Origin of the sequence: Pantoea sp. CFSAN033090 (genome assembly GCF_001264395.1) — a bacterium.
Taxonomy (GTDB): domain Bacteria; phylum Pseudomonadota; class Gammaproteobacteria; order Enterobacterales; family Enterobacteriaceae; genus Pantoea; species Pantoea agglomerans.
Window position 1 is genome coordinate 1 of sequence record NZ_LGYX01000003.1, and the last position, 25688, is coordinate 25688.

21 protein-coding genes and 1 tRNA gene are annotated in these 25688 nt (G+C 56.4%); 12 read left to right on the forward strand and 10 right to left on the reverse strand.

Annotated elements, in window-relative coordinates; genetic code table 11:
* The first annotated feature begins 27 nt into the window (after positions 1-27).
* A tRNA-Trp gene (locus AFL22_RS02455) sits at positions 28-103 on the forward strand.
* A gap of 118 nt (positions 104-221) precedes the next feature.
* On the opposite strand, the gene hdfR is transcribed toward AFL22_RS02455, so the two are convergent.
* Positions 222-1055 carry an HTH-type transcriptional regulator HdfR gene (gene hdfR / locus AFL22_RS02460; RefSeq protein ID WP_010253571.1) on the reverse strand — a complete coding sequence of 278 codons (834 nt, stop codon included), beginning with the start codon at positions 1053-1055 and terminating at the stop codon, positions 222-224.
* A 120-nt stretch (positions 1056-1175) separates the two neighbouring features.
* On the opposite strand from hdfR, the gene AFL22_RS02465 reads away from it, so the two are divergent.
* Positions 1176-1514 carry a DUF413 domain-containing protein gene (locus AFL22_RS02465; RefSeq protein ID WP_010253568.1) on the forward strand — a complete coding sequence of 113 codons (339 nt, stop codon included), beginning with the start codon at positions 1176-1178 and terminating at the stop codon, positions 1512-1514.
* Between the two features lie 25 nt (positions 1515-1539).
* Here the strand turns inward: AFL22_RS02465 and AFL22_RS02470 are convergent, their stop codons facing one another.
* Positions 1540-3060, reverse strand: a complete 1521-nt coding sequence (locus AFL22_RS02470; protein WP_052270736.1) for a YifB family Mg chelatase-like AAA ATPase — start codon at positions 3058-3060, stop codon at positions 1540-1542.
* A 330-nt stretch (positions 3061-3390) separates the two neighbouring features.
* Between AFL22_RS02470 and ilvL the strand changes: the two genes are divergently transcribed.
* From ilvL to ilvA, 6 genes are all read left to right on the forward strand, one after another.
* Complete coding sequence (ilvL, locus tag AFL22_RS23910) at positions 3391-3489, forward strand: ilv operon leader peptide (RefSeq protein ID WP_072101316.1); 99 nt, start codon at positions 3391-3393, stop codon at positions 3487-3489.
* A 150-nt stretch (positions 3490-3639) separates the two neighbouring features.
* On the forward strand, positions 3640-5286 hold the full coding sequence (gene ilvG, locus AFL22_RS02475) for an acetolactate synthase 2 catalytic subunit (protein ID WP_033759177.1): 1647 nt from the start codon (positions 3640-3642) through the stop codon (positions 5284-5286).
* Positions 5283-5540, forward strand: a complete 258-nt coding sequence (gene ilvM / locus AFL22_RS02480) for an acetolactate synthase 2 small subunit (RefSeq protein ID WP_008926359.1) — start codon at positions 5283-5285, stop codon at positions 5538-5540. Before ilvG ends, ilvM begins: the two co-directional genes overlap by 4 nt.
* An 18-nt stretch (positions 5541-5558) precedes the next feature.
* A complete protein-coding gene (locus tag AFL22_RS02485; protein WP_010253558.1) occupies positions 5559-6488 on the forward strand; it encodes a branched-chain amino acid transaminase in 930 nt (309 codons plus the stop codon).
* 62 nt (positions 6489-6550) lie between these two features.
* Positions 6551-8401 (forward strand): dihydroxy-acid dehydratase, encoded by a 1851-nt coding sequence (gene ilvD / locus AFL22_RS02490; RefSeq protein ID WP_010253556.1) that lies wholly within the window; start codon positions 6551-6553, stop codon positions 8399-8401.
* 2 nt (positions 8402-8403) lie between these two features.
* Positions 8404-9951, forward strand: coding sequence for a threonine ammonia-lyase, biosynthetic (ilvA, locus tag AFL22_RS02495; protein ID WP_052270737.1), 1548 nt, complete (start codon positions 8404-8406; stop codon positions 9949-9951).
* On the opposite strand, the gene ilvY is transcribed toward ilvA, so the two are convergent.
* Complete coding sequence (gene ilvY / locus AFL22_RS02500) at positions 9952-10833, reverse strand: HTH-type transcriptional activator IlvY (RefSeq protein ID WP_008926355.1); 882 nt, start codon at positions 10831-10833, stop codon at positions 9952-9954. It lies immediately after the preceding gene.
* Between the two features lie 162 nt (positions 10834-10995).
* Between ilvY and ilvC the strand changes: the two genes are divergently transcribed.
* Entirely contained in the window at positions 10996-12471 is a 1476-nt protein-coding gene (gene ilvC / locus AFL22_RS02505) for a ketol-acid reductoisomerase (protein WP_010253551.1), read from the forward strand.
* A 530-nt stretch (positions 12472-13001) separates the two neighbouring features.
* On the opposite strand, the gene AFL22_RS02510 is transcribed toward ilvC, so the two are convergent.
* The 3 genes from AFL22_RS02510 to AFL22_RS02520 form a co-directional block, all read right to left on the reverse strand.
* Complete coding sequence (locus AFL22_RS02510; RefSeq protein ID WP_010671462.1) at positions 13002-14333, reverse strand: MFS transporter; 1332 nt, start codon at positions 14331-14333, stop codon at positions 13002-13004.
* 272 nt (positions 14334-14605) lie between these two features.
* Positions 14606-15625 (reverse strand): inner membrane protein YhjD, encoded by a 1020-nt coding sequence (gene yhjD, locus AFL22_RS02515; RefSeq protein ID WP_010671463.1) that lies wholly within the window; start codon positions 15623-15625, stop codon positions 14606-14608.
* 45 nt (positions 15626-15670) lie between these two features.
* Positions 15671-16570, reverse strand: a complete 900-nt coding sequence (locus tag AFL22_RS02520) for a LysR family transcriptional regulator (protein WP_010253546.1) — start codon at positions 16568-16570, stop codon at positions 15671-15673.
* Positions 16571-16685: 115 nt separating this feature from the next.
* Between AFL22_RS02520 and AFL22_RS02525 the strand changes: the two genes are divergently transcribed.
* A complete protein-coding gene (locus AFL22_RS02525) occupies positions 16686-17444 on the forward strand; it encodes an SDR family oxidoreductase (RefSeq protein WP_052270738.1) in 759 nt (252 codons plus the stop codon).
* Positions 17445-17488: 44 nt separating this feature from the next.
* Here AFL22_RS02525 and AFL22_RS02530 read toward each other — a convergent pair whose 3' ends face one another.
* Complete coding sequence (locus AFL22_RS02530; protein WP_010253539.1) at positions 17489-18337, reverse strand: PhzF family phenazine biosynthesis protein; 849 nt, start codon at positions 18335-18337, stop codon at positions 17489-17491.
* Positions 18338-18444: 107 nt separating this feature from the next.
* Between AFL22_RS02530 and AFL22_RS02535 the strand changes: the two genes are divergently transcribed.
* Positions 18445-19068, forward strand: a complete 624-nt coding sequence (locus AFL22_RS02535) for a glutathione S-transferase (RefSeq protein WP_010253536.1) — start codon at positions 18445-18447, stop codon at positions 19066-19068.
* Here AFL22_RS02535 and AFL22_RS02540 read toward each other — a convergent pair.
* The gene (locus AFL22_RS02540; protein ID WP_052270739.1) at positions 19035-20522 is read right to left on the reverse strand and encodes a PLP-dependent aminotransferase family protein; all 1488 of its coding nucleotides are present in this window, start codon (positions 20520-20522) and stop codon (positions 19035-19037) included. The genes AFL22_RS02535 and AFL22_RS02540 overlap by 34 nt on opposite strands.
* Positions 20523-20656: 134 nt before the next feature.
* On the opposite strand from AFL22_RS02540, the gene AFL22_RS02545 reads away from it, so the two are divergent.
* The gene (locus tag AFL22_RS02545) at positions 20657-21244 is read left to right on the forward strand and encodes a LysE family translocator (protein ID WP_031593770.1); all 588 of its coding nucleotides are present in this window, start codon (positions 20657-20659) and stop codon (positions 21242-21244) included.
* On the opposite strand, the gene AFL22_RS02550 is transcribed toward AFL22_RS02545, so the two are convergent.
* Entirely contained in the window at positions 21241-23625 is a 2385-nt protein-coding gene (locus tag AFL22_RS02550) for a phosphoketolase family protein (RefSeq protein ID WP_052270740.1), read from the reverse strand. The genes AFL22_RS02545 and AFL22_RS02550 overlap by 4 nt on opposite strands.
* A 126-nt stretch (positions 23626-23751) precedes the next feature.
* Positions 23752-25368, reverse strand: coding sequence for a malate dehydrogenase (quinone) (mqo, locus tag AFL22_RS02555; RefSeq protein WP_052270741.1), 1617 nt, complete (start codon positions 25366-25368; stop codon positions 23752-23754).
* Positions 25369-25688: the final 320 nt, after the last annotated feature.

The following is a 25688-nucleotide window of genomic DNA, read 5'->3' on the forward strand; positions in this document are numbered from 1 at the left end:
GAGCCCCGTCCGTTCCGCCACCCTATTAGGGGCGTAGTTCAATTGGTAGAGCACCGGTCTCCAAAACCGGGTGTTGGGGGTTCGAGTCCCTCCGCCCCTGCCAGAAAACGATCCTTTGCTTCGGCAAAGGATTTTTTTTTGCCTTTAAAAAAGCAAAAAAGAAAAACCAGCTAAATCTAACTGGCCTCTGATCTTCCCTGCCTACTGTCCTGCCTGCAAATTCAGCTATTTTGCCTGACCAGAATCGGGAATTTAAGCAACTGACGGATATGTGCCTGCTGATCGCTGTTCTGCAACCAGACAGCATAGAGCGGACGCACGGCGACGGGCGTATCCGGAATCACCATCAACTCACTGTACACACTCTGCCAGAAGTCCGGCAGAAATGCGCACGCTCCGGTGGTATGCAGCAGTTCACGGGTGACATGTGCCGACGTGGTGGTCAGTACCGGTACATCATCAGCCCCGGAGAGATAGCTCTGATGCTGATGAAAATCTGCTCCCCATTCCAGCTTAATATAATCATATTTTTCACGCTTCTCGCTCTGCCGGGCGCAGAAAAGCGCCAGTGAAATATGACCAATCTGCTGACTGGTTAACTCATCCATCTTAGGTGCTTCAGTGGTGATCAACAGATCCAGCTGGCGCTCATGGAGTTGCTTAACCAGCAGATGTCGTTGTGCCACGCGCGCTTCTAAGTGCAGGCTCTCCCGATTCTCGTAGAGCGTCTGTAGCCATGGCGTCAGATAAGCCTCCCATAGTGATGCACTGGCACCTATTGAAAGCTCATGGTGCTGCTGAGTGTGAGAAACCTCCTTCTTCGCCATCATCCAGGTGCTCATCAGGCTTTCAGCATAGGGGAGCAGTCGCTCTCCGGCCGCCGTCAGACGTATGTTATTGCGATGCCGTGTAAAAAGGTTAACGCCAAGCTGATTCTCTAACTGACGGATGCGAAAACTGACAGCAGATTGCGTGAGGTAAAGTGCTTCTGCAGCACGCCCGAAATGGCGAGTTCTGCTCACTTCCAGGAAAGTTTTCAGTAATTCCGTATCCACAGCGTTCTCCCAAAAAATGTTTGTCGTATAGATTTAAATGTTTTGTTTTACACTCTGTCAAGCCTATCTAATACTCCGCGCCATTAACAGCACGGCATTAGAAAATCAGGAGCGTGTAACATGGCGGAAAGCTTCTCAACAGAGAATCGTTTCTTTGATAACAAACATTACCCGCGTGGTTTCTCACGCCACGGTGACTTTACTATTAAAGAAGCTCAGCTTCTTGAACGCCACGGTTTTGCCTTTAATGAGCTGGATTTATCAAAGCGTGAGCCTGCAACCGAAGAAGAACGTTTGTTTATTGAAGTGTGTCGTGGCGTGCGTGAGCCGCAAACGGAAGCTGAACGTGTATGGTCTAAGTATATGACCCGCATTAAGCGTCCTAAACGTTTTCATACGCTGTCTGGCGGTAAACCGCAGATGGACACCGTTGAAGACTTCACCGACAGCGACGATTAACAGAGAAGGGGCGAAAGCCCCTTTTTTATTGCAGGCTGTTATGCAGATGGATCATTAATCGATCTATCGTGCGATAGCTGACAGCTTCCTGCAGATGATGCCGGGTGATGTCTGCTTCCCCGGCCAGATCGGCCAGGGTACGCGCCACTTTTAAAATCCGCTGCCATGCCCGTACAGATAAACCCAGCTTCTCCAGCACTGACTCCAGCCACTCCGCATCCTCTTTAGCAGGCTGACACCAGCGCATAATCTCTGCATTGTTTAAATGCGCATTTATTTTTCCTGCACGAGCCAGCTGAATGTCACGCGCTGCGACCACCCGATGACGAACCTGCTCAGATGCTTCCGCCCTGGCGCGCTGACCGCTGAGCATGCCGCTGGGGAGTAGCGGCACCTCCAGCGAAAGATCAAAACGATCAAGAAATGGGCCGGATAGCTTACTGAGATAACGCAGCACCTGCTGGGGTGAGCAGCGGTTATGCTGTCCCTGATAGTGTCCGGTTGGACTTGGATTCATCGCAGCAATCAGCTGAAACCGTGCCGGGTAGGTAACTTTTGCCCGTGCGCGTGAAATAGCGATGATGCCCGATTCTAATGGTTCGCGCAGGGAGTCCAGCACCTTGCGATCAAATTCCGGTAATTCATCCAGAAACAGCACGCCGTTATGCGCCAGGGAGATCTCACCGGGCCGTGGCAGTGAGCCGCCGCCAATCAGAGCATAGAGAGAGGCGCTGTGGTGAGGTGACCTGAAAGGCCGGGTGCGCCACTGTCGATGCAGGGTCTTGCTGTTCACCAGGCTGGCGATTGCCGCACACTCCAGTGCTTCCTGATCGCTTAAGGAGGGCATGATGCCGGGCAACCGGGTAGCGAGCATGGTTTTACCGGTGCCAGGGGGCCCGATCAGCAACAGGTTGTGCCCGCCAGCCGCAGTGATCTCCAGTGCTCTGCGTCCCTGTTCCTGACCAATGATATCAGCGAGATCGTCAGCAGGTGCATCGCCCTGATGCTCAGGATACTGGGCTGTCGGTAGTGTGAGTTCATTGCGCAGAAAGGCGCACACTTCGCTGAGGTGAGAGGCAACCAGCGACGAGCCCTGACGGATTAGCCCGGCATCACACTGATTCTCGGTGGAGAGGACCAGCTGTCGTCCAGCCTGAATGGCTACCATGGCCGCTGGAATCGCGCCCTGTACACCGCACAGTGCGCCGTCGAGTGCCAGCTCACCCAGAAACTCATAGTGTGTCAGTTTGTCGGCAGGAAGCTGCTCAGAGGCGACCAGAATGGCAATCGCCATGGGTAAGTCATACCGCCCGCCCTCTTTGGGTAAATCTGCGGGTGCCAGATTGATGGTGACGCGTTTTGCCGGGAAGGCAAAACCGCTGTTGATAATGGCGCTGCGTACCCGCTCACGCGCCTCTTTCACCGTGGTTTCAGGCAGCCCCACCAGCGTTAACGCAGGCAGTCCGTTACTGATGTGTGCCTCGATGGTCACCAGCGGGGCTTCCACTCCCAGCGCTGCCCGGGTCAGAACTTTTGACAATGACATACTCGCTCCTTGTTACCGTCAGTCTGGTGACAGCATCAAAGGAAAGCCAGGGCATCATCAGCACTATTCGGGTCATTGCACAACCTATCAGAAGTTTTTTCACAACCTGTTAAAACGCTGCGTGTCTGCGCGCAAATTCACCAAAAAATTATTACGTCAGTAAAGTGATGAATAATTATCATCATGTAATTATTTCTTGTATTACAAATTGATAGACCGCGATTTAGCGCCAGGCGCTAAAAAAACTCTGTAAAAAAAGTTGTGTCATGCCCCCTGACTATGATAACTCTGTAGGCATTACTTCGAACAAGCGAAAGAATTGAACAACACATGAAAGCCCTTCTACAAGTGATTAGCCTGGTCGTGATTAGCGTGGTGGTGGTTATTAACCTACCGTGCGGGGCAACGCTTGGAGAAAGAAAGGCTTAAAAATCAAGCCTCGAATCCGAAAAAACCCCCGCACCGAAAGGTCCGGGGGTTTTTTTTCGACCAGAGGAAATATCAGTAAATCCACAAGGAACAAACAATGAACAGTAGCATAAAATTCTGTTGTTCCGGTCAGGACACAGGAGAATAGCGATGACAGGTGCACAGTGGGTAGTTCAGGCTTTACGCGCGCAGGGTGTTAATACCGTATTCGGTTACCCTGGCGGCGCAATCATGCCGGTATACGACGCGCTCTACGACGGCGGCGTGGAACACCTACTGTGTCGTCACGAGCAGGGCGCTGTGATGGCGGCGATCGGTTATGCGCGCTCAACCGGCAAAACCGGCGTCTGTATCGCCACCTCTGGCCCTGGCGCGACAAACCTGATTACCGGCCTGGCAGATGCCATGATGGATTCGGTTCCGGTCGTGGCAGTAACCGGTCAGGTCACCTCGGCCTTCATCGGCACCGACGCCTTTCAGGAAATCGACGTGCTGGGCTTGTCGCTGGCCTGCACCAAACACAGCTTCCTGGTCGAATCGTTAGATGAGCTGCCCGCCATCATGGCAGAAGCCTTTGCGCTGGCGCAGTCAGGCCGTCCGGGTCCGGTACTGGTGGACATTCCTAAAGATATTCAGATTGCGCAGGGAGAACCTGCCCCGCATCTGGTTCCGGTAGAAGAGGGAAGCGCGCTGCCGCATCAGGCGATTCAGGAAGCACGCGCACTGATGGCGCAGGCCAGAAAACCAATGCTCTATGTTGGTGGAGGCGTTGGCCTGGCACAGGCTGTTCCGGCACTGCGCGCGCTGGCAGAAGAGACCGGCATCCCGGCAGTGGCCACCTTAAAGGGGCTGGGCAGCGTAGATCCCCACAGCGAGGTGTATCTCGGCATGCTGGGGATGCACGGTACTAAAGCCGCCAACCTGGCGGTGCAGAGTTGTGACTTACTGATCGCGGTCGGCGCCCGTTTCGATGACCGTGTGACCGGCAAGCTGGACACCTTTGCCCCCCATGCCAGCGTAATTCATCTCGATATCGATCCCGCTGAGTTAAACAAATTACGTCGTGCACACGTCTCTCTGCAGGGTGATCTCAACGAATTGCTGCCCGCCCTGAGTCAGCCTCTGCATATCAACGCCTGGCGCGATGAGATGAAAGCGCTTAAGGCCAGTCACCCATGGCGCTACGACCATCCGGGCGAAGCGATCTATGCACCGCTGTTGCTGAAGCAGCTTTCCGATCGCAAACCGGCCAATACCGTAGTGACCACCGACGTCGGTCAGCACCAGATGTGGACGGCGCAACACATGGCATTCAGCGCGCCGGAGAACTTCATCACCTCCAGCGGCTTAGGCACCATGGGCTTTGGTTTACCCGCCGCCATCGGTGCGCAGGTTGCACGCCCGGAAGATACGGTTATCTGTGTCTCGGGCGATGGCTCCATCATGATGAACATCCAGGAGCTGGGTACCATCAAGCGCGGCAAGCTGCCGGTCAAAATCGTGCTGCTGGATAACCAGCGTCTGGGCATGGTGCGTCAGTGGCAGCAGCTGTTTTTCGATGGCCGCTACAGTGAAACCAATCTGTCCGACAACCCCGACTTCCTCACGCTGGCCAGCGCTTTCAATATTCCCGGCCAGCGCATTACCCGTAAAGATCAGGTCGACGCCGCCCTTGATGCTCTGCTGAACAGCGAAGGTCCTTACTTCCTGCATGTTGCAATTGATGAGCATGAAAACGTCTGGCCACTGGTACCGCCGGGTGCCAGCAATGCAAACATGATGGAGAAAACTGTATGAACCAGCATCAATTGTCTATCGAAGCCCGTTTCCGCCCTGAAATATTGGAGCGCATTTTACGCGTAGTGCGTCACCGCGGTTTTCAGGTCTGTTCTATGAACATGGCCTCAGTCGCCAACGCAGAAAACATTAATATTGAAATGACCGTTGCCAGTCAGCGTTCCGTCGATTTACTGTCTTCGCAGTTAAGCAAATTGATCGACGTTGCATGCGTTCAGATTCAACAACAGACAACACAACAAATCCGCGCTTAGCCGCGAGAGGGAATAACAATGAGCACGAAGAAAGCAGACTTTATTTGGTTCAATGGCGAGATGGTTAAGTGGGAAGAGGCGAAGGTCAGCGTCATGTCCCACGCGTTGCACTACGGTACGTCGGTATTTGAAGGCGTGCGCTGCTACGACTCTCACAAAGGACCGGTTGTGTTCCGCCATCGCGAACACATGCAACGTCTGCACGACTCCGCCAAAATCTATCGCTTCCCGATTAAAAGCAGCGTTGATGAGCTGATGGAAGCGTGCCGCGAAGTCATCCGCGTGAACAAACTGAAAAGTGCTTATATCCGTCCGCTGGCCTTTGTCGGCGATGTGGGCCTGGGCGTGAACCCGCCAGATGGCTTCACCACCGACGTGATCATTGCGGCGTTCCCGTGGGGCGCATACCTGGGCGCTGAAGCCCTGGAGAACGGCATCGATGCCATGGTCTCCTCATGGAACCGCGTAGCACCGAATACCCTGCCAACCGCCGCTAAAGCGGGCGGTAACTACCTCTCCTCACTGCTGGTGGGCAGCGAAGCCCGTCGTCACGGCTATCAGGAAGGGATTGCGCTGGATACCAATGGCCTGATCTCCGAAGGTGCAGGCGAAAACCTGTTTGAAGTTAAAGATGGCGTGCTCTTTACCCCGCCATTTACCTCTTCAGCACTGCCGGGCATCACCCGCGATGCCATCATCACTCTGGCGCGTGATATGGGCATTGAAGTGCGTGAGCAGACCCTGTCGCGTGAATCTCTCTATCTGGCTGACGAAGTCTTTATGTCTGGCACCGCGGCAGAAATTACACCGGTGCGCAGCGTTGACCGCATTCAGGTCGGCGAAGGCAAACGTGGCCCGGTGACCAAACGCATCCAGGAGGCCTTCTTTGGCCTGTTCACCGGCGAAACCGAAGACAAATGGGGCTGGTTAGATCCGGTTAACCCATAATCAGATACAGCGCGGGCGTCATCTGACGTCCGCGAGCTTATTCTTACTGGAGTAAATAGAGTATGCCTAAGTACCGTTCCGCCACCACCACCCACGGCCGCAATATGGCGGGTGCCCGTGCCTTATGGCGCGCGACAGGAATGACCGACGACGATTTCGGCAAGCCGATTATCGCTGTGGTTAACTCATTCACCCAATTTGTGCCGGGCCACGTTCACCTGCGTGATCTTGGTAAACTTGTCGCCGAGCAGATCGAAGCGGCAGGCGGTGTGGCTAAAGAGTTCAACACCATTGCGGTGGATGACGGTATTGCCATGGGTCATGGCGGCATGCTGTATTCACTGCCGTCGCGTGAGCTGATTGCTGACTCGGTCGAGTACATGGTCAACGCCCACTGTGCTGACGCCATGGTCTGCATCTCTAACTGCGACAAAATCACCCCGGGTATGCTGATGGCGTCATTGCGCCTCAATATTCCGGTGATCTTCGTTTCAGGCGGACCGATGGAAGCGGGTAAAACCAAGCTTTCTGACCAGATCATCAAGCTGGATCTGGTAGATGCGATGATTCAGGGTGCCAACCCGAACGTCAGCGATGCCGACAGCGAGCAGATCGAACGCTCTGCCTGTCCGACCTGCGGCTCCTGCTCCGGTATGTTCACCGCCAACTCGATGAACTGCCTGACTGAAGCACTCGGCCTGTCGCAGCCTGGCAACGGTTCACTGCTGGCTACACACGCCGATCGCAAAGAGCTGTTCATCAATGCCGGTAAGCGCATCGTAAGCCTGACCAAGCGCTATTACGAGCAGGATGATGTCAACATGCTGCCGCGTAACATCGCGAACAAGGCCGCTTTTGAGAACGCCATGATGCTGGATATCGCCATGGGCGGTTCCACCAACACCGTGCTCCACCTGCTGGCAGCCGCACAGGAAGGCGATATCGACTTTAATATCTCCGACATCGATCGCCTGTCACGCAAAGTGCCTCAGCTCTGTAAAGTGGCGCCAAGCACTCCGAAATACCATATGGAAGATGTGCATCGCGCGGGTGGCGTGTTCGCCATTCTCGGCGAGCTGGATCGTGCCGGCCTGTTCGACAGCAGCGCCCGTAATATCCTGCAGCAGACCATGCGTGAAACGCTGGATCAGTACGACATCATGCTGACCAAAGATCAGGCGGTAAAAGATATGTTCCGCGCGGGTCCGGCGGGTATTCGTACCACCCAGGCGTTCTCACAGAACTGCCGCTGGGACACGCTGGATGATGACCGTGCCGAAGGCTGTATCCGTACCCGTGAAAACGCTTACTCGCAGGATGGCGGTCTGGCCGTGCTCTACGGCAACATCGCGGAAGATGGCTGTATCGTAAAAACTGCGGGCGTAGACAAAGAGATCCTGACCTTCACCGGTCCGGCCAAAGTCTATGAAAGCCAGGATGACGCCGTTGAAGCGATTCTGGGCGGCAAAGTCGTTGCGGGCGATGTGGTCGTCATTCGCTACGAAGGTCCAAAAGGCGGGCCAGGCATGCAGGAGATGCTCTATCCGACCACTTATCTGAAATCGATGGGGCTGGGCAAAAGCTGCGCGCTGATCACCGATGGTCGTTTCTCTGGCGGTACGTCGGGCCTCTCTATCGGTCACGCCTCGCCTGAAGCAGCCAACGGTGGCACCATTGCGCTGGTCAAAGATGGCGACACCATCGAAATCGATATCCCTAACCGCGGTATCAAACTCGCCGTACCGGATAACGAACTGCACGCCCGTCGTGAAGAGCAGCAGGCACGTGGCGATGCGGCGTATACGCCGGTCAATCGTCAGCGTGAAGTCTCCTTTGCGCTGCGTGCCTACGCATTACTCGCGACCAGTGCTGACAAAGGCGCCGTCCGCGATAAGAGCAAGCTGGGAGGCTAACGATGGCCGAGTCTCAACCGCTACCCGAGGCGCCTTGTGGCGCCGAGTATTTGCGCGCAGTGTTGCGTTCACCGGTGTATGAAGTGGCACAGGTGACGCCGCTGCAGGTTATGGAAAAAATCTCATCGCGTCTCGGCAACACCATTCTGGTGAAGCGGGAAGATCGTCAGCCGGTGCACAGTTTCAAGGTGCGCGGTGCCTACGCGATGATTGCCGGTCTGAACGAAGAGCAGAAAGCGCGCGGCGTGGTGACGGCGTCAGCCGGTAACCATGCGCAGGGCGTGGCGCTCTCCGCCACTAAGCTGGGGATCAAGTCACTGATTGTGATGCCGCTGGCGACGGCAGACATCAAGGTTGATGCGGTGCGCGCATTTGGCGGTGAGGCTTTCCTGTTCGGGGCCAACTTTGACGAGGCGAAAGCCAAAGCGATAGAACTTTCTGAACAGCGCGGTTACACCTTCGTGCCGCCGTTTGACCATCCGGCCGTCATTGCCGGACAGGGCACGCTGGCGATGGAGCTGCTGCAACAGGATGCGCATCTCGACCGGGTCTTTGTCCCGGTTGGCGGTGGAGGTCTGGCAGCCGGCGTCGCGGTGCTGATCAAGCAGCTGATGCCGCAAATCAAAGTGATCGCGGTGGAGTCAGAAGATTCAGCCTGCCTGAAAGCAGCGCTGGAGGCGGGTCATCCGGTCGATCTGCCGCGCGTCGGGCTGTTTGCCGAAGGGGTGGCGGTGAAACGGATTGGCAGCGAAACCTTCCGGCTCTGTCAGGAATACATCGATGACATCATCACCGTCGACAGCGATGCGATTTGTGCCGCGATGAAAGATCTGTTTGAAGATGTCCGTGCTGTGGCGGAGCCCTCTGGCGCGCTGGCGCTGGCTGGCATGAAAAAGTATATCCAGCTGCACGGGATCAAAGGCGAGCGGCTGGCGCATGTGTTATCCGGGGCCAACGTCAATTTCCACGGCCTGCGTTACGTTTCTGAGCGCTGCGAGCTGGGCGAACAGCGTGAAGCGCTGCTGGCCGTAACGATCCCGGAACAGCAGGGCAGTTTCCTGCGTTTCTGCCAGACGCTGGGTGGACGGTCGATTACCGAGTTCAACTACCGCTACGCCGATGCGGACAAAGCCTGCATCTTTGTTGGCGTACGACTGACGCGCGGCGTAGAAGAGCGCAGCGAGATCATCAGCGAGCTCACCAGCGGCGGTTATCAGGTGGTCGATCTCTCGGATGATGAGATGGCGAAACTGCACGTGCGTTACATGGTGGGCGGACGCCCTTCTAAACCACTGCGTGAACGCCTCTTCAGCTTTGAATTCCCGGAGGCACCCGGCGCGTTGCTGAAGTTCCTGCAAACGCTGGGCACCCACTGGAATATCTCGCTGTTTCATTATCGCAGCCACGGCACCGATTATGGCCGTGTGCTGGCCGCTTTTGAACTTGGCAGCGATGAGCCACGCTTCGAAGAGCATCTCACCGATCTGGGTTACGACTTTCATGACGAAAGCCAGAACCCGGCATTCCGCTTCTTCCTGTCAGGCAGCTGATTACAGCTGGCTCCAGAAAGCACTGATCAGCGGCTCTCCGAGCCGCTTTTTTTGCACGCAGATGCCGAGTTCGAACGGCGCAACCGAGTCAATATTCTCCAGTAGCAGCACGCGGTTACGCACCGGATCCGGGCTGTTTTCCAGCACCACATCCGGTAAAAGTGCAATACCGCAGCCCAGCGCCACCATCGAAACAATCGCCTCATGCCCCGAGACCGTGGCGTAAATCACCGGATTCGGGATGCGCTGGCGGCGAAACCAGAGATCGATACGTCGCCGTGCCGGTCCCTGTACCGGCAGGATAAACGGAATTTTTGACCAGTCGGGCTGCGGCTGTGTTGCCTGGGTACGAACGGCACAGGGCAGTGCAGGCGCGATCAGCACCAGCGGGATCAGCCCCAGTGGCATAAAATCAATGCTGGCGGGCAGCGTTTCAGGACGGCCGGCAATGGCCAGATCGGCATCGCCGGAGTGCACTTTTTCCACCGCATCCGCGGCATCGCCGGTATCCAGTTTGATTTCGACCTGCGGATGTTCAGCGCGAAAGCGGTCGAGGATGGGCGGCAGATGACTGTAGGCCGCCGTCACTGAGCAGAACAGGCGCAGCTCGCCGCTGAGCGACGGACCGTTAAGATCCATCACATGGCGCAGTTGCTGATACTGCAACAGCGTCTGCTGGGCAAACTGGCGCAGGCGTTCGCCCGCTTCTGTCAGCGTCACGGTGCGGTTATCGCGCAGAAACAGCGCATGGCCGACATCTTCTTCAAGCCGCTGGATCTGGCGTGACAGCGTGGAAGGGCTGACGTGCATAGCACGCGCAGTGCGCCCGAAGTGGCAGCTTTCTGCCAGATGAAGAAACAGTTTCAGATCCCGTAAATCCATGTGCGTGTCGCCTCTGGGTGGTGTTGCATTTATTGCAATGTGACGTTGTTAATATATCAATTTAAGCAACAGAATTCCTGTCATATGATGGGGTCATTCGCGGCGCTGCATGACATGCCGTTCCTGAACAAAAAAAGCAAACACAACCTTACCGGAGTACCCATGGCTAACTATTTCAACACATTGAACCTGCGCAACCAGCTGGCGCAATTAGGCAAGTGCCGTTTCATGGCGCGCGATGAATTCGCGGATGGTGCCAGTTTCCTGAAAGGCAAAAAAGTCGTTATCGTTGGCTGTGGTGCGCAGGGCCTGAATCAGGGTCTGAACATGCGTGATTCCGGTCTGGATGTGGCCTATGCACTGCGTGCTGAAGCAATTGCGGAAAAACGCCCTTCATGGCGCAAAGCGACCGATAACGGTTTCAAAGTGGGCACCTACGAAGAACTGATCCCGCAGGCTGACCTGGTGGTAAACCTGACGCCAGACAAGCAGCACTCCGCTGTAGTTCAGGCTGTTCAGCCGCTGATGAAAGATGGCGCTGCGCTGGGCTACTCGCACGGTTTCAACATCGTTGAAGTGGGCGAAAGCATCCGTAAAGATATCACCGTGGTCATGGTGGCACCGAAGTGTCCGGGTACAGAAGTTCGTGAAGAGTACAAACGTGGCTTTGGTGTACCGACGCTGATCGCGGTTCACCCGGAAAACGATCCAAAAGGCGAAGGCATGGCGATTGCCAAAGCCTGGGCAGCAGCAACTGGCGGCGATCGTGCTGGCGTGCTGGAGTCCTCTTTCGTTGCTGAAGTGAAATCTGACCTGATGGGTGAGCAGACTATCCTGTGCGGCATGTTGCAGGCTGGTTCACTGCTCTGCTTCGACAAGCTGGTGGCTGAAGGCACTGACCCGGCTTACGCAGAAAAACTGATCCAGTTCGGCTGGGAAACCATCACCGAATCACTGAAGTTTGGCGGCATCACACTGATGATGGATCGCCTCTCTAACCCGGCTAAACTGCGCGCTTATGCGCTGTCAGAGCAGCTGAAAACCATCATGGCACCGCTGTTCCAGAAACATATGGATGACATCATCTCCGGCGAATTCTCTTCCGGCATGATGGCGGACTGGGCTAACGATGATAAAAACCTGCTGACCTGGCGTGAAGAGACCGGCCAGACCGCGTTCGAAACCGCTTCACAGTATGAAGGCAAAATCGAAGAGCAGGAGTACTACGATAAAGGTGTGGTGATGGTTGCGATGGTTAAAGCGGGCGTTGAGCTGGCGTTTGAAACCATGGTGGACGCCGGCATCATTGAAGAGTCTGCTTACTACGAATCACTGCATGAGCTGCCGCTGATCGCGAACACCATCGCCCGTAAGCGCCTGTATGAAATGAACGTGGTGATCTCTGATACCGCCGAATATGGTAACTACCTGTTCTCCTTCGCCGCGGTGCCGCTGCTGAAAGAGTTCATGACCACGCTGCAGCCAGGCGATCTGGGTAAAGCGGTAGAAGGCACGCAGGTTGATAACGCGCAGCTGCGTGACGTTAACGAAGCGGTTCGCCAGCATCCGATTGAAACCGTTGGCCGTAAGCTGCGTGGCTACATGACCGATATGAAGCGTATCGCTGTCGCGGGCTAATAAACCGGCAACACAGTTTTCAGCAAATTAAACCCCGGCTTGCCGGGGTTTTTTGTTGGTGAACAACGGCTGGACGGTTCTCTGTGAGACCGTGCCTGCACTGCTGTGAGACCGTGCCTGCACAGGCAACACGGTCAGATCGGAAAGACGCAAAACCGCCATCCATGGCATGCTCGGCCCGCGCGATTACGCACCTCATCCCTGAGGTGCGCCCGTTTCCGGGCCAACGCTTTGCGTTGTTCAAAAACGCTCCCGGCGTTTTTGTCCCTGGCGCGGGACGCTTTCCTCTTCTGACCGTATTCCCTGTGCCCTTAAGCTTCTTTATTGCTGCCAATATCAATACGCCTTTCAGCGAGGTCCGGTTTTTTCAAACAGAAAGCTAACCCGCTTAAGGCGTATGCTCCCTGAGCCTGTCGCCTGACCATAAGGCGATGTTTTGTTTAGCCCTTCAGAGCGGTTGTACTCTGTGAGCCTGCTCCATAAAAAAACCCGGCAGCCGCCGGGTTTTCACTGACCTTCATCCAGCCGGATTAAACGTCATACAGCGTCTGATTACGCGTCTCTTTACAGGCGAGCAATGCAATCAGCGTCAGTACGGCCATCGATGCCAGATAAAGCCCTACAGCCTGCAAACCATAATGCGCATTCAGCCAGGTCGCGATATAAGGCGCAACAGAAGCACCCAGAATCGATGAGAGGTTATAAGAGAACGATGCGCCGGTATAACGCACTTCGGTCGGAAACAACTCCGGCAGCAGGGCGCCCATCGGACCAAAGGTCAGGCCCATAATGCTCAGACCCAGCAACAGGAACGCCATCACCAGCGCCTGCGATCCGGAACCGAGCATCGCCGGGAACAGGAACGAAAACGCGATAATCATCAGCGTAATGGTAATCATCGTCTTGCGGCGACCAAAACGGTCAGCCAGCAAACCGGCAATCGGCACCATCACTCCAAAGCCAATCACCGCCAGCATCAGCATCCACAACATACTATTACGCGGAATACCCAGACCGGCCGGTGCTGCCGTGGTGCCGTAGCTCATCGAATAGACGGTCATGATATAGAACAGCGTATAGGTCGCCAGCATGATAAAGGTGCCGAGAATGGTGGCAGTCAGATGCTTACTCAGCAGCGCCGCAATGGGCACCCGAACCTGCTTCTTCTCTTTCTGTACTTTGGCAAACACCGGACTCTCATGCAGCGAAACGCGCACATACAGGCCAATCAGCACCAGCACGGCGGAGAGAATAAACGGCACGCGCCAGCCCCACTGCATAAACTGCTCGTCGGTCAGCAGCCACGATAGCAGCAGAAAAGTGCCGTTAGCGAAGAAAAAGCCAATCGGCGCACCCAGCTGAGGGAAGGAACCGTAAAGCGCACGCTTCTTCGCCGGGGCATTTTCCGTCGCCAGCAGCGCTGCGCCGCCCCATTCACCACCCAGTCCCAGTCCCTGACCAAAACGCGCCAGCGCCAGCAGCAACGGAGCCATCACGCCGATGGTTTCATAGCCCGGCAGCAGACCAATCACCACGGTAGAGATCCCCATGGTCAGCAGTGAGGCAACCAGCGTGGCTTTGCGACCCACGCGATCGCCAAAGTGACCAAACACGGCGGAGCCAATCGGACGCGCGATAAAGGCGATAGCAAAGGTGGCCAGCGACTGTAGCGTCGCGACCGTGGCATCACCCTGCGGGAAGAAAATGTGCGGGAAAACAATCACCGCAGCAGTAGCATAAATATAAAAGTCGAAGAACTCGATGGCCGTTCCGACCAGCGAGGCAATCACCACTTTACTGCGTGAGTTAACCGGCGTGGGATCCTGCTGTTTGTCGAGCGTGTCTGTGAGGGAGGCTTGCATAACTGTTTCTTATTTGTAAATACAGACAAAGAATCTTACGCATCTGCCAGAGCGCATTCAATGAAGAAAACCCGCGCCGCGTCTGGCTTCAGCGGGCAAAAAGAGGATAATTTCTGAGGTGCGACGAATGTCGGGTGATACCGGGGTAATCCGGACGATATCTGGCGGGATACTCTACGAAAGGGCTAAATAAAAGTGACCCCTCAGCTATTCATCCTGTTATCTGGTTAAAAAATAGCCGAGGGGTAATATTTTCCGCTGTTGTTAACGGATTACGATGATTTGTGTCGTGACGCGCTGCCCGCTTCAGGCATTTGTGGGTCGTCTTTATATTTGGCGGTGGCGATCCACGCCGCACAGAACAGCGTCAGACGGGCGAAGAAGTAGAAAAACGCCATCAGGCCAAGCACGGAACCAAAGGCCGCACCAGAAGGCGAGGTCGCCAGCTTCGGCAGCGTCAGCGTCATCACAAACTTGATCACCTCAAAACCGATTGCCGCCAGCAGAGTGCCGCGGAACAGTGCTTTCTTACGCGGCTTGTGACGCGGCAGGATCCAGAAAATCCACAGGAACAGCAGATAGTTAGCCATAACGGAAATCGAGGTGGCAATAATGGTCAGGGCGGGCCGTAACCAGTCGATGCCATCCAGCCCCAGTGCGCTGACGATCATTGCCTGCGCCGAACCGGCTACCGAGGTCAGCGACAGCGTAATCACCAGCGCCAGCATCAGACCGGTCAGCGACAGGAAATCGCGAATATAACGCTTCCAGATCTTCTCTTTGTCATCCGGTTTGCGTTCCCATACGTCGCGCGACTGGGCACGAATCGCTTCGCGCAGGTTACCCATCCAGTTAAGACCGGAGTAGAGCGCCAGCAGTAAACCGGTAATACCCACGGTGGCACGCTGCTGAATGGCGGTATTTACCGTATTCTTCAGCGTGGTGGCCAGCGTCGGGTCGCTGATGCTGCTGACGATTTTGTTGATGATATCGGTCAGCAGATCCTGGTTCGATGCCAGCACAAAACCCACGGCGGCAAACGACACCATCAGAATGGGGATCAGCGATAAAAAAGAGAAATAGGTAATGGCCGCGCCAAACTGGCTGCCGAGCCGATCGTTAAAGCGGTCAAGGGCGCGAATAAAATGCGCCACTGCCGGGATCGCCTGAAACCAGGCGGCAAAACGCGACACGCGCACAATCGAATGATCAACCGTCTCGTTGCCGGTTTTAATATCGATAAGCGGCTTTTGCGGCTGCGTATCCTGCGGGTTTTCCTGCTTGTCTGTCATAGACCTTCACTGTCCTGTTTATCATTAAAATCAAAGTATAGCCGCTCAGGTGACGTACTCCTGTAACACCTGACTCAGCCACTCCATAAAAACCCGCACGCGACGCGCCACATTGCGCCGGTGCGGATAGAGCAGGTGGATCGGCATCGGTCTGGCGGGAAAGCGATGCAGCACTTCTACCAGCTCGCCTCTTTCCAGTAATGTCTGAATCCCGGCGGCAGGCACCTGAATAATGCCTAACCCCGCCAGACAGGCGGCGCGATAGGTTTCGGTGCTGTTCACGGTGACCACACCGCCGGTGTGAACATAGTGACACTGCCTGCCATCAAAATATTCAAAACCCGGTGAGGCCTGACCCAGTTGCTGGCTGTAATGCACCATCGCATGCTGCGACAGCTCTTCCAGCCGGATCGGCATGCCGAAACGCGAAAGGTAGCCAGGGCTGGCGCAGTTGATCAAGGTATGGGTACCAATTTTTCGCGCAATCAGGCCAGAATCTTTGAGCTCACCGACGCGGATTACGCAGTCAAAACCTTCCCGGATTACATCCACCTGACGGTCGCTGCTGCTCAGCTCAATCTCTACGCCGGGGTAGTGCTGCAAAAATTCCGGCAGCCGTGGCAGGATAAAACTGGTGGCCATGGCCACAGACATATCAATCCGGAGCTTACCGCTGAGCGAGGCAGGCTCGTGCTGGAACAGGCTGTCCATATCGTCAATCATCGACAATAAATCAAGACAGCGATCGTAATAGACCAACCCGTCCTGGGTTAGTTGCACCCGGCGCGTGGTGCGATGCAGCAAACGTGTTGCCATTTGATTCTCCAGCGCCTGTATCTGCCGCGAAACGCTGCCTTTGGGGACACCTAAACTCTCTGCCGCTCGGGTAAAACTGCCCATTTCGGCCACCCGCACAAACACCTGCATTGCGTGAATTTTGTCCATGTTGTTCACCGATTGTTGTTTTTATTGAAACAGTGATGCGCATTTAACACTGTTTATAGATCAATAATTCGCGAATATCCTTAACCTGTGTTCAATTTTTCAACAGGTGCGAGAGATGAATCAGAAAGTGGCGTTAATTACCGGTGCAAACCGCGGTTTAGGCCGTAATGGCGCGTTAAAACTGGCGGCCAGGGGGACAGACATTATCCTGACTTACCGCAGCCATGCCGATGAAGCACAGACGGTGGTGAAGGAGATTGAGGCGCTGGGACGGCGTGCAGTGGCGCTGGCGCTGGACGTCGGCGAAACCGGTCAGTTCGATCGCTTTGTCGGCCAGGTGAAAGAGGCACTGCAACAGCAGTGGCAGCGGGAGCGCTTTGACTATTTAGTGAACAACGCCGGACACGGATACTACAAACCATTTACCGACACTACCGAGGCGGAATTTGATGCGCTGGTTAATGTGCATTTCAAAGGGCCTTACTTCCTGACCCAGAAGCTGCTGCCGCTGATCAACGACGGTGGCCGCATCCTGAATATCTCCAGCGGTCTGACCCGGCTGATCTATCCTGGCTCCTCGACCTATGCGTCAATGAAAGGGGCGATGGAGGTACTGACGCGCTATCAGGCGAAGGAGCTGGGCGAACGGCGCATTCGCGTCAATATCCTTGCACCTGGCGCGATAGAGACTGACTTTGGCGGTGGCCGGGTGCGCGATACCCCCGAGATTAACCATCAGATTGCCGGGCTGACGGCGCTGGGCCGGGTCGGACTGCCGGATGATATCGGCGACGCCATCAGCGCGATCCTCAGTGACGAAACCGGCTGGATCACCGCTCAGCGTATTGAAGCCTCAGGCGGGCAGGGGATTTAACCGCTGGTGGCGTCGCGGAAAGCACCCCGCGACGTCGCAGCCTTTTACAGCGTAATGGTGCCATCAATGACGGTTACGGTATTACCGCCAATCCAGATGGTTTCACCATTAAAGGTTACGTTCACCCGACCGGCACGCTGCAGGGCAGTACCCTGACGCACGCGATAGGAGGTGGTATGGCCTGCGGCTGCAAAGTAACGCGCCAGACAGGCGTTGGCGCTGCCGGTCACCGGATCTTCGGTCAGGCTGCCATTTTCCACCAGCAGGCCACGCACTTCATACTGTTCATGCTCGCCCGAGGGCAAACGGCCAAAAGGCATCACGCCCGAGACACCCGCATGTTTAATCAGGCGCTGCAAATCGCTGACATTGGGCTGCAGCGCCAGCACGGCCTCGGCGCTGACCATTGGCACCAGCAGCCAGCGGATACCCATATCCACCACGGTGGGGCTTTGCGTCAGATCGAATGCATCGCTGTTTAAGGCGTTACCCATCAGCGCATCCTGCCATGGCATCAGGGTGGCAGCTGGCGCGGCAAAGGCCAGTCCGCCCGTCTCATTAATCTTCACCGTCACGTTACCGACGCCGCACTCCTGCACGATTTCACCCGGCGTACGGGTTGGCCAGCCCGCCTCCAGCAGCGCGTGTGCGGTGCCCAGCGTTGGGTGACCGGCAAACGGCAGTTCGCCTTCAACGGTAAAAATACGCACCCGGTAGTCCGCCTCTTCATGTTGTGGCGGCAGCACAAAGGTGGTTTCCGACAGGTTAGTCCAGCGGGCAATCGCCGCCAGCTGGCTGTCGCTCAACCCCTGAGCATCCATAATCACCGCCAGCGGATTGCCATTAAAGGCTGCTGAGGTAAACACATCGACTTGCTTAAACGCGACCTTCATGATGACTCCTTGCGATTGGGTTCAGTGCGGCCTTTTCTCTGCCGGATGATTGCTTATAACAGCTAACAGCGTTATCAATAAGTTAAAGATTTTACCGGAGACTGTGAATGCTAACGATCCTGGGACGCGCCTCCTCAATCAACGTGCGCAAAGTATTATGGCTGTGTGACGAGCTTGACCTTGATTACCAGCGCGAAGAGTGGGGCGATGGATTCCGCTCAACGCACCTGCCCGAATTTATGGCACTTAATCCCAATGCGATGGTGCCGGTACTGAAAGATGATGACTTTGTGATGTGGGAATCCAACGCCATCCTGCGCTATCTGGCGAATGCCTATGGCGGCGAGTGGCTCTATCCTCATCATCCTCAAACGCGTGCGCCTGTCGATCAGTGGATGGACTGGCAGTCCACTGAACTCAACACCTCATGGCGCTACGCATTTATGTCGCTGGTGCGAAACTCACCGGCTCATCAGGATCCACGTCTGCTGGCCGCGGCCAGCAAAGGCTGGGCACACACCATGAGCATTCTCAATCAGCAGCTGGAAAAAACCGGTCGCTACGTTGCCGGACGTAATTTCACGCTGGCAGACATTCCGATTGGTCTGGCGGTGAACCGCTGGTTTGAAACCCCGCTCGAACACCCTGATTATCCGGCGGTACGCACCTATTACGAACGCCTGACTGAACGCCACGGCTATACCGTCTGGGGCCGCAACGGTACACCCTGAGCCTCGCCGCAGGATACTCCCGCCAGTTCACAGGCGATTTCGCCCGCGCGTCTGATCGCCCAGCTGTAGCGCGCATCAAACGGATAGCAGCAGGAGAGGCGCAGTGCATGGTTGTAGCGCTCGCTCAGCGAATAGAGCGCGCCGGGCGTGACGCAAATCTGCTCCTGCAGCAGCCGATCAAACATCTCGGTGGTATTTACGCCGCCCGGTAACTCGACCCAGAAGACGAAGCCACCGCGCGGCAGCGTCGCGCGGGTGCCCTCCGGGAAGTAGCGGGCGATCAGTCCCCGCGCCTCATCCAGATTGGCCGCGTAGCGACGGCGCAGCGTGCGCAGATGGTGGTCATAACCGCCGGAAGCAAGAAACTCCGCCAGCGTTTCAGAGAGCAGGGCGGATTCTGCCATCGACGACACCGCTTTCAGTCGGGCAATCGCATCATGAAAACGGCCAGCGGCGGTCCAGCCAATACGGAAATCGGGCGCCACGGTTTTGGTGAAGCTGGTGCAGTAGATCACCCAGCCGTCGCGATCAAAGGCTTTTACCGCGGGCGAGAGCGGCCAGTCGAACTGTAACTCGTCATACAGCCCATCTTCTATCAGCGGAACGTGGTAAGTATTCACTAACTTCGCCAGCCGCTTCTTGTTCTCCAGCGACATGCCGCAGCCCAGCGGGTTCTGCGCGCTCGGCATCGCAATCAGCGCCTTAATTCGCTGCTCCTGAAGCAGCATCTCCAGCGCATCCAGCGACAGCCCATGCTGCGGATCGGTGGGAATTTCCAGCGCCTTAAGGCCCAGTGAAGCCAGCAGCGGGAAGAGGAAAAAGTAGGTCGGCGACTCCAGTCCGACGCAGTCGCCGGGCTGCGTGACCGCCCGCAGCGCCAGCTGAAGCGCCTCCATGCAGCCGTGGGTCAGGGTGATCTCATCGGCGGTGAGCGTCTGTCCGGCGTGCAGCGCCCGTCGCGCAATCTCCTCCCGTAAGCGCTCACTACCGGGCGGAAGCGCATAGCGCCCAATCATGTTCGGATCACGGCGCAGCAGTGAGGCGGTAATCCGGGCAATACGTGCCGCAGGAAACAGCTCGCTATCCTGGGGACAGGCCAGGGAAATATTGATGTAGTCGGGATGGTTCTGCGCCGCAAATACCTTATCGATCAGGTCGAGCTTGCTGCTGCTGGGGTCGCGTACCCGGGTTTTATGCTGACCATGACGGGTCACGGCGGGCAACACGCCGCGCACGTAATAGCCCGACTGGGGACGCGCCTCAATCAGCCCGCGATCTTCCAGCAACTGCCAGGCATTCAGTACCGTATTGACACTGACCTGATGTGACTGGGCGACGCGGCGGATCGCCGGCAGACGTTTGCCGGGTTTCAGCGTGCCCTGATGGATAGCCTCAGCGAAGCTGTCTGCCAGCTGCTGATAGAGAGGCCGATCGGAAGTGGGAGCAAGGGACACAGTAGCCTCCGGATTGGATGGGTACAATTGCTGTTAACGGGAACTGTAACCATAACAATAGTGATTTTGTGTCACTGTTACCATCCCTTTTCCCGCCGTAGCATAGAACTCTGTCTGTTTTCAGGAGAGTCACCATGCTCGATCCCTCTTTCTTCAGTTACGTTACCGTCATGTCGATTACGCCAGGCCCGAACAATCTGCTGCTGGCGACCTCAGGCGTCAATTTCGGCATGCGCCGCACGCTGCCGATGGTGTTTGGCATACTGGTAGGTTGTGCGCTGCAAACGGTGATCGCCGGCGTCGCACTGGAGGTCTTACTGCACTGGATGGCGGCGATTCGCCTGCCGCTGACGCTGGCAGGCTGTGCCTATCTGTTGTGGCTGTCATGGAAGATTTTCCGTGCGGCAGCACCTGAAGTGCGCAGCAAGCCGCAGCCCATGACGCTGCTGGGCGGTGCCTGTTTCCAGGCGATCAATCCCAAAGCCTGGCTGATGGCGACCAATGTGGCGCTGTTGTACAGCGCCAGCAGCGGCGTGCTGACGGTGATGATCGGCTTTATGCTGCTGAACCTGCCCTGCATTCTGATCTGGGCTGCGCTGGGCGATCGCCTGCGCAGCCATCTGCAGATTGCCTGGAAGCGTCAGTTATTTAACAGCCTGATGGCGCTGTCGCTGGTGGCGACTACCATCTGGATGCTGACCGACGCCTTGCTGGCCGCTTAATCGGGTGCACCAGGTGCAGTGGCCGACGGCCATTTCCAGTTCTGCACCTCCGGCACATCTTCACCGTGTTCACGCACATAGCGATGATGTTCAGCGATGCGCTCCTGCAGATCGTCCAGCAGCTCAGGATGCGCATCGGCCAGGCCAGGCACGCGCAGAATCGCCTCCTGCGCCAGATGATAGCGGTCAAGCTCGTTCAGCACCGTCATATCAAATGGCGTGGTGGTGGTTCCCTCTTCATTAAAGCCGCGCACATGGAAGTTGCGGTGGTTGGTACGCGAATAGGTCAGGCGATGTATCAGCGTCGGATAGCCGTGGAAGGCGAAGATCACCGGTCTATCCGGGGTAAACAGCGCGTCGAATTCCGCATCAGATTTGCCATGCGGATGCTGATCCTGCGGCTGCAGCGCCAGAAGATCGACCACGTTCACCACGCGGATACGCAGTTCGGGCAGCATACCGCGCAGCAGATCCACCGCCGCCATCGTCTCCATGGTCGGCACATCACCGGCACAGGCCATCACCACATCCGGCTCCTCATGCTCTGGGGTGGTGCCCGCCCAGCGCCACTCGCCCATGCCCGCTTCACAATGGGTCACCGCACTCGCCATATCCAGCCACTGCGGCGCAGGCTGCTTGCCCGCCACAATCACATTGATGCGGTCCCAGGTGCGCAGGCAGTGATCGCCAACCCACAGCAGCGTATTGGCATCGGGCGGCAGATAGATGCGCACAATGTCCGCTTTTTTATTGGCAACGTGATCGATAAAGCCCGGATCCTGATGGCTGTAGCCATTGTGATCCTGTCGCCAGACGTGTGAAGAGAGCAGATAGTTCAGCGACGAGATCGGCTTACGCCAGCTCAGTTTACGCGAGACTTTCAGCCACTTGGCGTGCTGGTTAAACATCGAATCGACGATGTGAATAAAAGCTTCATAACAGTTAAACAGCCCGTGGCGGCCGGTCAGCAGATAGCCCTCAAGCCAGCCCTGACACTGATGCTCACTGAGAATTTCCATCACCCGGCCATCACGCGCCAGCTGCTCATCGTAAGGCTCTGTTCGTTCCAGCCAGGTACGGCTGGTCACGTCGAAGACCGGCGTCAGGCGGTTAGAGGCGGTTTCATCCGGGCCAAACAGGCGGAAATTATCGCGGTTGCGCTGGAACAGCACGCTGAGGTAGCGGCCCAGATGCTCAGTGGCCTGCGCCATCTGTGCGCCTGGCTCGCTGACATCGCAGGCAAACTCCGCGAGTTCAGGCGCATCCAGCTCACGGCGCAACAGGCCGCCATTGGCATAAGGCGAAGACCCCATGCGTTTATCACCTTCCGGTGCCAGCGCCTGCAGTTCCGGCTTTAAGCGACCCTGTTCATCAAACAGGTCGTCTGGCTGATAACTCCGCATCCACGTCTCAAGGATCTGGCGATGTCCTTCATCTTCACGACAGGCCGCGACCGGCACCTGATGCGCCCGCCAGAAATCCTCCACTTTCTTTCCGTCGACCGTTTTCGGACCGGTCCAGCCTTTGGGGCTGCGCAGGATAATCATTGGCCAGCGCGGCACCCCGGTGGTGGCTTTGCCCTGGCGCGCCTCGCGCTGATAAGCGGCGATTTTACTGAAGGCACTATCCAGCGCCTCCGCCATCAGCGGATGCATTTTTTCAGGCTCATGCCCGCAGACGAACAGCGGCTCATAGCCGTAGCCACTGAACAACTGGTGCAAATCTTCATCGCTGCTGCGACCCAGCAGCGTCGGGTTGGCGATTTTGTAGCCATTGAGGTGCAGAATCGGCAGGACCGCGCCGTCACGTTCAGGATTCAGGAATTTAATGCCGTGCCAGCTGGAGGCCAGTGGACCGGTCTCCGCTTCGCCGTCGCCAATCACGCAGGGTACAACCAGTTCGGGATTATCGAAGGCCGCGCCAAACGCATGGGAGAGCGAATAGCCCAGTTCACCGCCTTCATTAATCGAGCCAGGCGTTTCCGGTGCCGCGTGACTGGGAATGCCCCCCGGAAAGGAGAACTGTTTGAACAGACGCTGCATGCCCGCCGCATCCTGCGTGATGTGCGGATAAATCTCGCTGTAGCTGCCCTCAAGCCAGGTATTCGCCACCATGCCGGGGCCGCCATGTCCTGGTCCGCAGATGTAGATCATATCCAGGTTTTGCTTCCGGATAACGCGGTTGAGGTGGGCATAGATAAAATTCAGGCCTGGCGTAGTGCCCCAGTGACCCAGCAGACGCGGTTTAATGTGTTCAGGCCTGAGTGGCTCACGCAACAGCGGGTTATCCATCAGGTAAATTTGTCCGACGGAGAGGTAGTTTGCTGCCCGCCAGTAGCGGTCGAGCAGCGTGAATTCCGGTGAAGCAGGGGAGTAAGACATGCAGTTTCCTCCTGATCGTGCAGCTAAAAGATGCCTTAACCCTAATAGAGAATGCCCGGATCGACCAGGTAACCGGCCAATAAAAAAGGCCCCGCAGTGCGGAGCCTTTTTATCAATGGCGCTGAATTATTTGCCGACGACGAACGCGGTTTCCCGTCCTTCATCGTTTGCCGCCATCGGGGTAACCGGCGAATAGTCGAGCTGCAGAATCCGGCTGGTTTCGGCTAACACTTTCTCTGTCAGCGCTACGTCGCCGTTCAGCTTACGTCCCCAGGATGGGATCACCGCACGGATTTTGTTCTGCCATTCCGGCGAAGCCATCTGCTCAGGACAGACCTTGTGCAGCAGCTCCAGCATGATCGGTGCCGCCGTAGAGGCGCCAGGCGATGCACCCAGCAGTGCTGAAATCGAGCCATCCTGTGAGGCGGCCACTTCGGTGCCCAGACGTAACACGGCGCCCTCTTTTTCATCTTTCTTGATGATCTGCACACGCTGACCGGCAGTCACTAAGCGCCAGTCCTCCTGCTTCGCCTGCGGCACATAGGCGCGCAGGGCGTCCATCCGGTCGCGATCGCTTTGCAGCACCTGATCCATCAGATATTTCACCAGATCAAAACTTTTCAGTCCCACTTTCACCATCGGCAGCATATTGCTGCTGTTCAGTGAGGTGAACATATCCATCAGCGAACCCTGCTTCAGGAACTTAGTCGAGAAGGTGGCGAACGGGCCAAACAGCAGCACCTGCTTGCCATCCAGCACGCGGGTGTCGACGTGCGGCACGGACATCGGCGGCGCACCGACGCTGGCTTTGCCATAGACCTTAGCCATGTGCTGCGCGACGACCTGCGGATTTTCCGTTACCAGGAATGAACCGCCCACCGGGAAACCAGCGTAACCGTTGGCTTCCGGGATGCCAGCCTTCTGCAACAGCGGTAACGCTGCGCCGCCAGCACCGATAAATATTCTACCCGCCGTCAGTGTGCGACGTGTGCCGCTGTTCAGACACTGCAGCGTCACCTGCCAGCGACCGTCGGCGAGCTGCTTCAGCTCACGCACTTCCTGGCGCAGACGCAGCTGGAAATTCGCTTTCTTCTCTAGCGAGGCGATCAGCTGACGGGTGATTTCACCGAAGTTCACATCGGTGCCCATCTCCGTCCAGGTCGCGGCCACTTTCTGGCTGCGGTCACGGCCATTCATCACCAGCGGGATCCAGCGGGCAATCTGCTGCGGATCTTCGGAGTAGGCCATGCCACGGAACAGGGTGCTTTTCTGCAGCGCCTTAAAGCGCTTGCGCAGGAAGTCGACATTGTCGTCACCCCAGACAAAGCTCATGTGCGGCGTGCTGTGAATAAAGCTTTTAGGGTTGCGCAGGTTGCCTTTCTGAACCTGATAAGCCCAGAACTGGCGGGAAATCTGGAACGATTCGTTGATCGTCACCGCTTTAGAGATGTCGATGCTGCCATCCGCCTGCTGAGGCGTATAGTTCAGCTCTGCCAGCGCCGCATGACCGGTGCCCGCGTTATTCCAGCCGTTGGACGACTCTTCGGCCACGCTATCCAGCCGCTCCACCATTTCGATGGACCAGTCCGGCTCTAAATCCTGCAGCCACGCGCCGAGGGTGGCGCTCATCACACCTGCGCCAATCAGCAGCACGTCAACGTCTTTGCGCTCCTGCGCGGTAGTAGTGGTGTCCATTGCCATGGCACTCATCGCGAGCGCAAGGTTTACAGCTGAATTGCACATGAGGCGACATCTCCTCTTCTGTTGACCTGAAGCCCAACAGTTTTGCAGGCGAAATAGTCACGCTTCTTACGAGCGCGTTGCGCTATTTCTCAAAGGTTAAGTCTCAGGTATAGGGTTAAAGCGGTAATAACGCGTTAACTGCACGTTATGCTTTGTCATCTGAATATAACATTCTCGCATCTGAATTAAACATTTGTTTATTTTTTAAATGCAGAAATGATTCAGCATAAGAATTAATCATCAGGGCCAGCGGCGTATTAGGGGTTTTTTAGTGTGAAGTCAGTGGGTTAACGGAAATGGCATGTTGCTGAAAAGCCCCA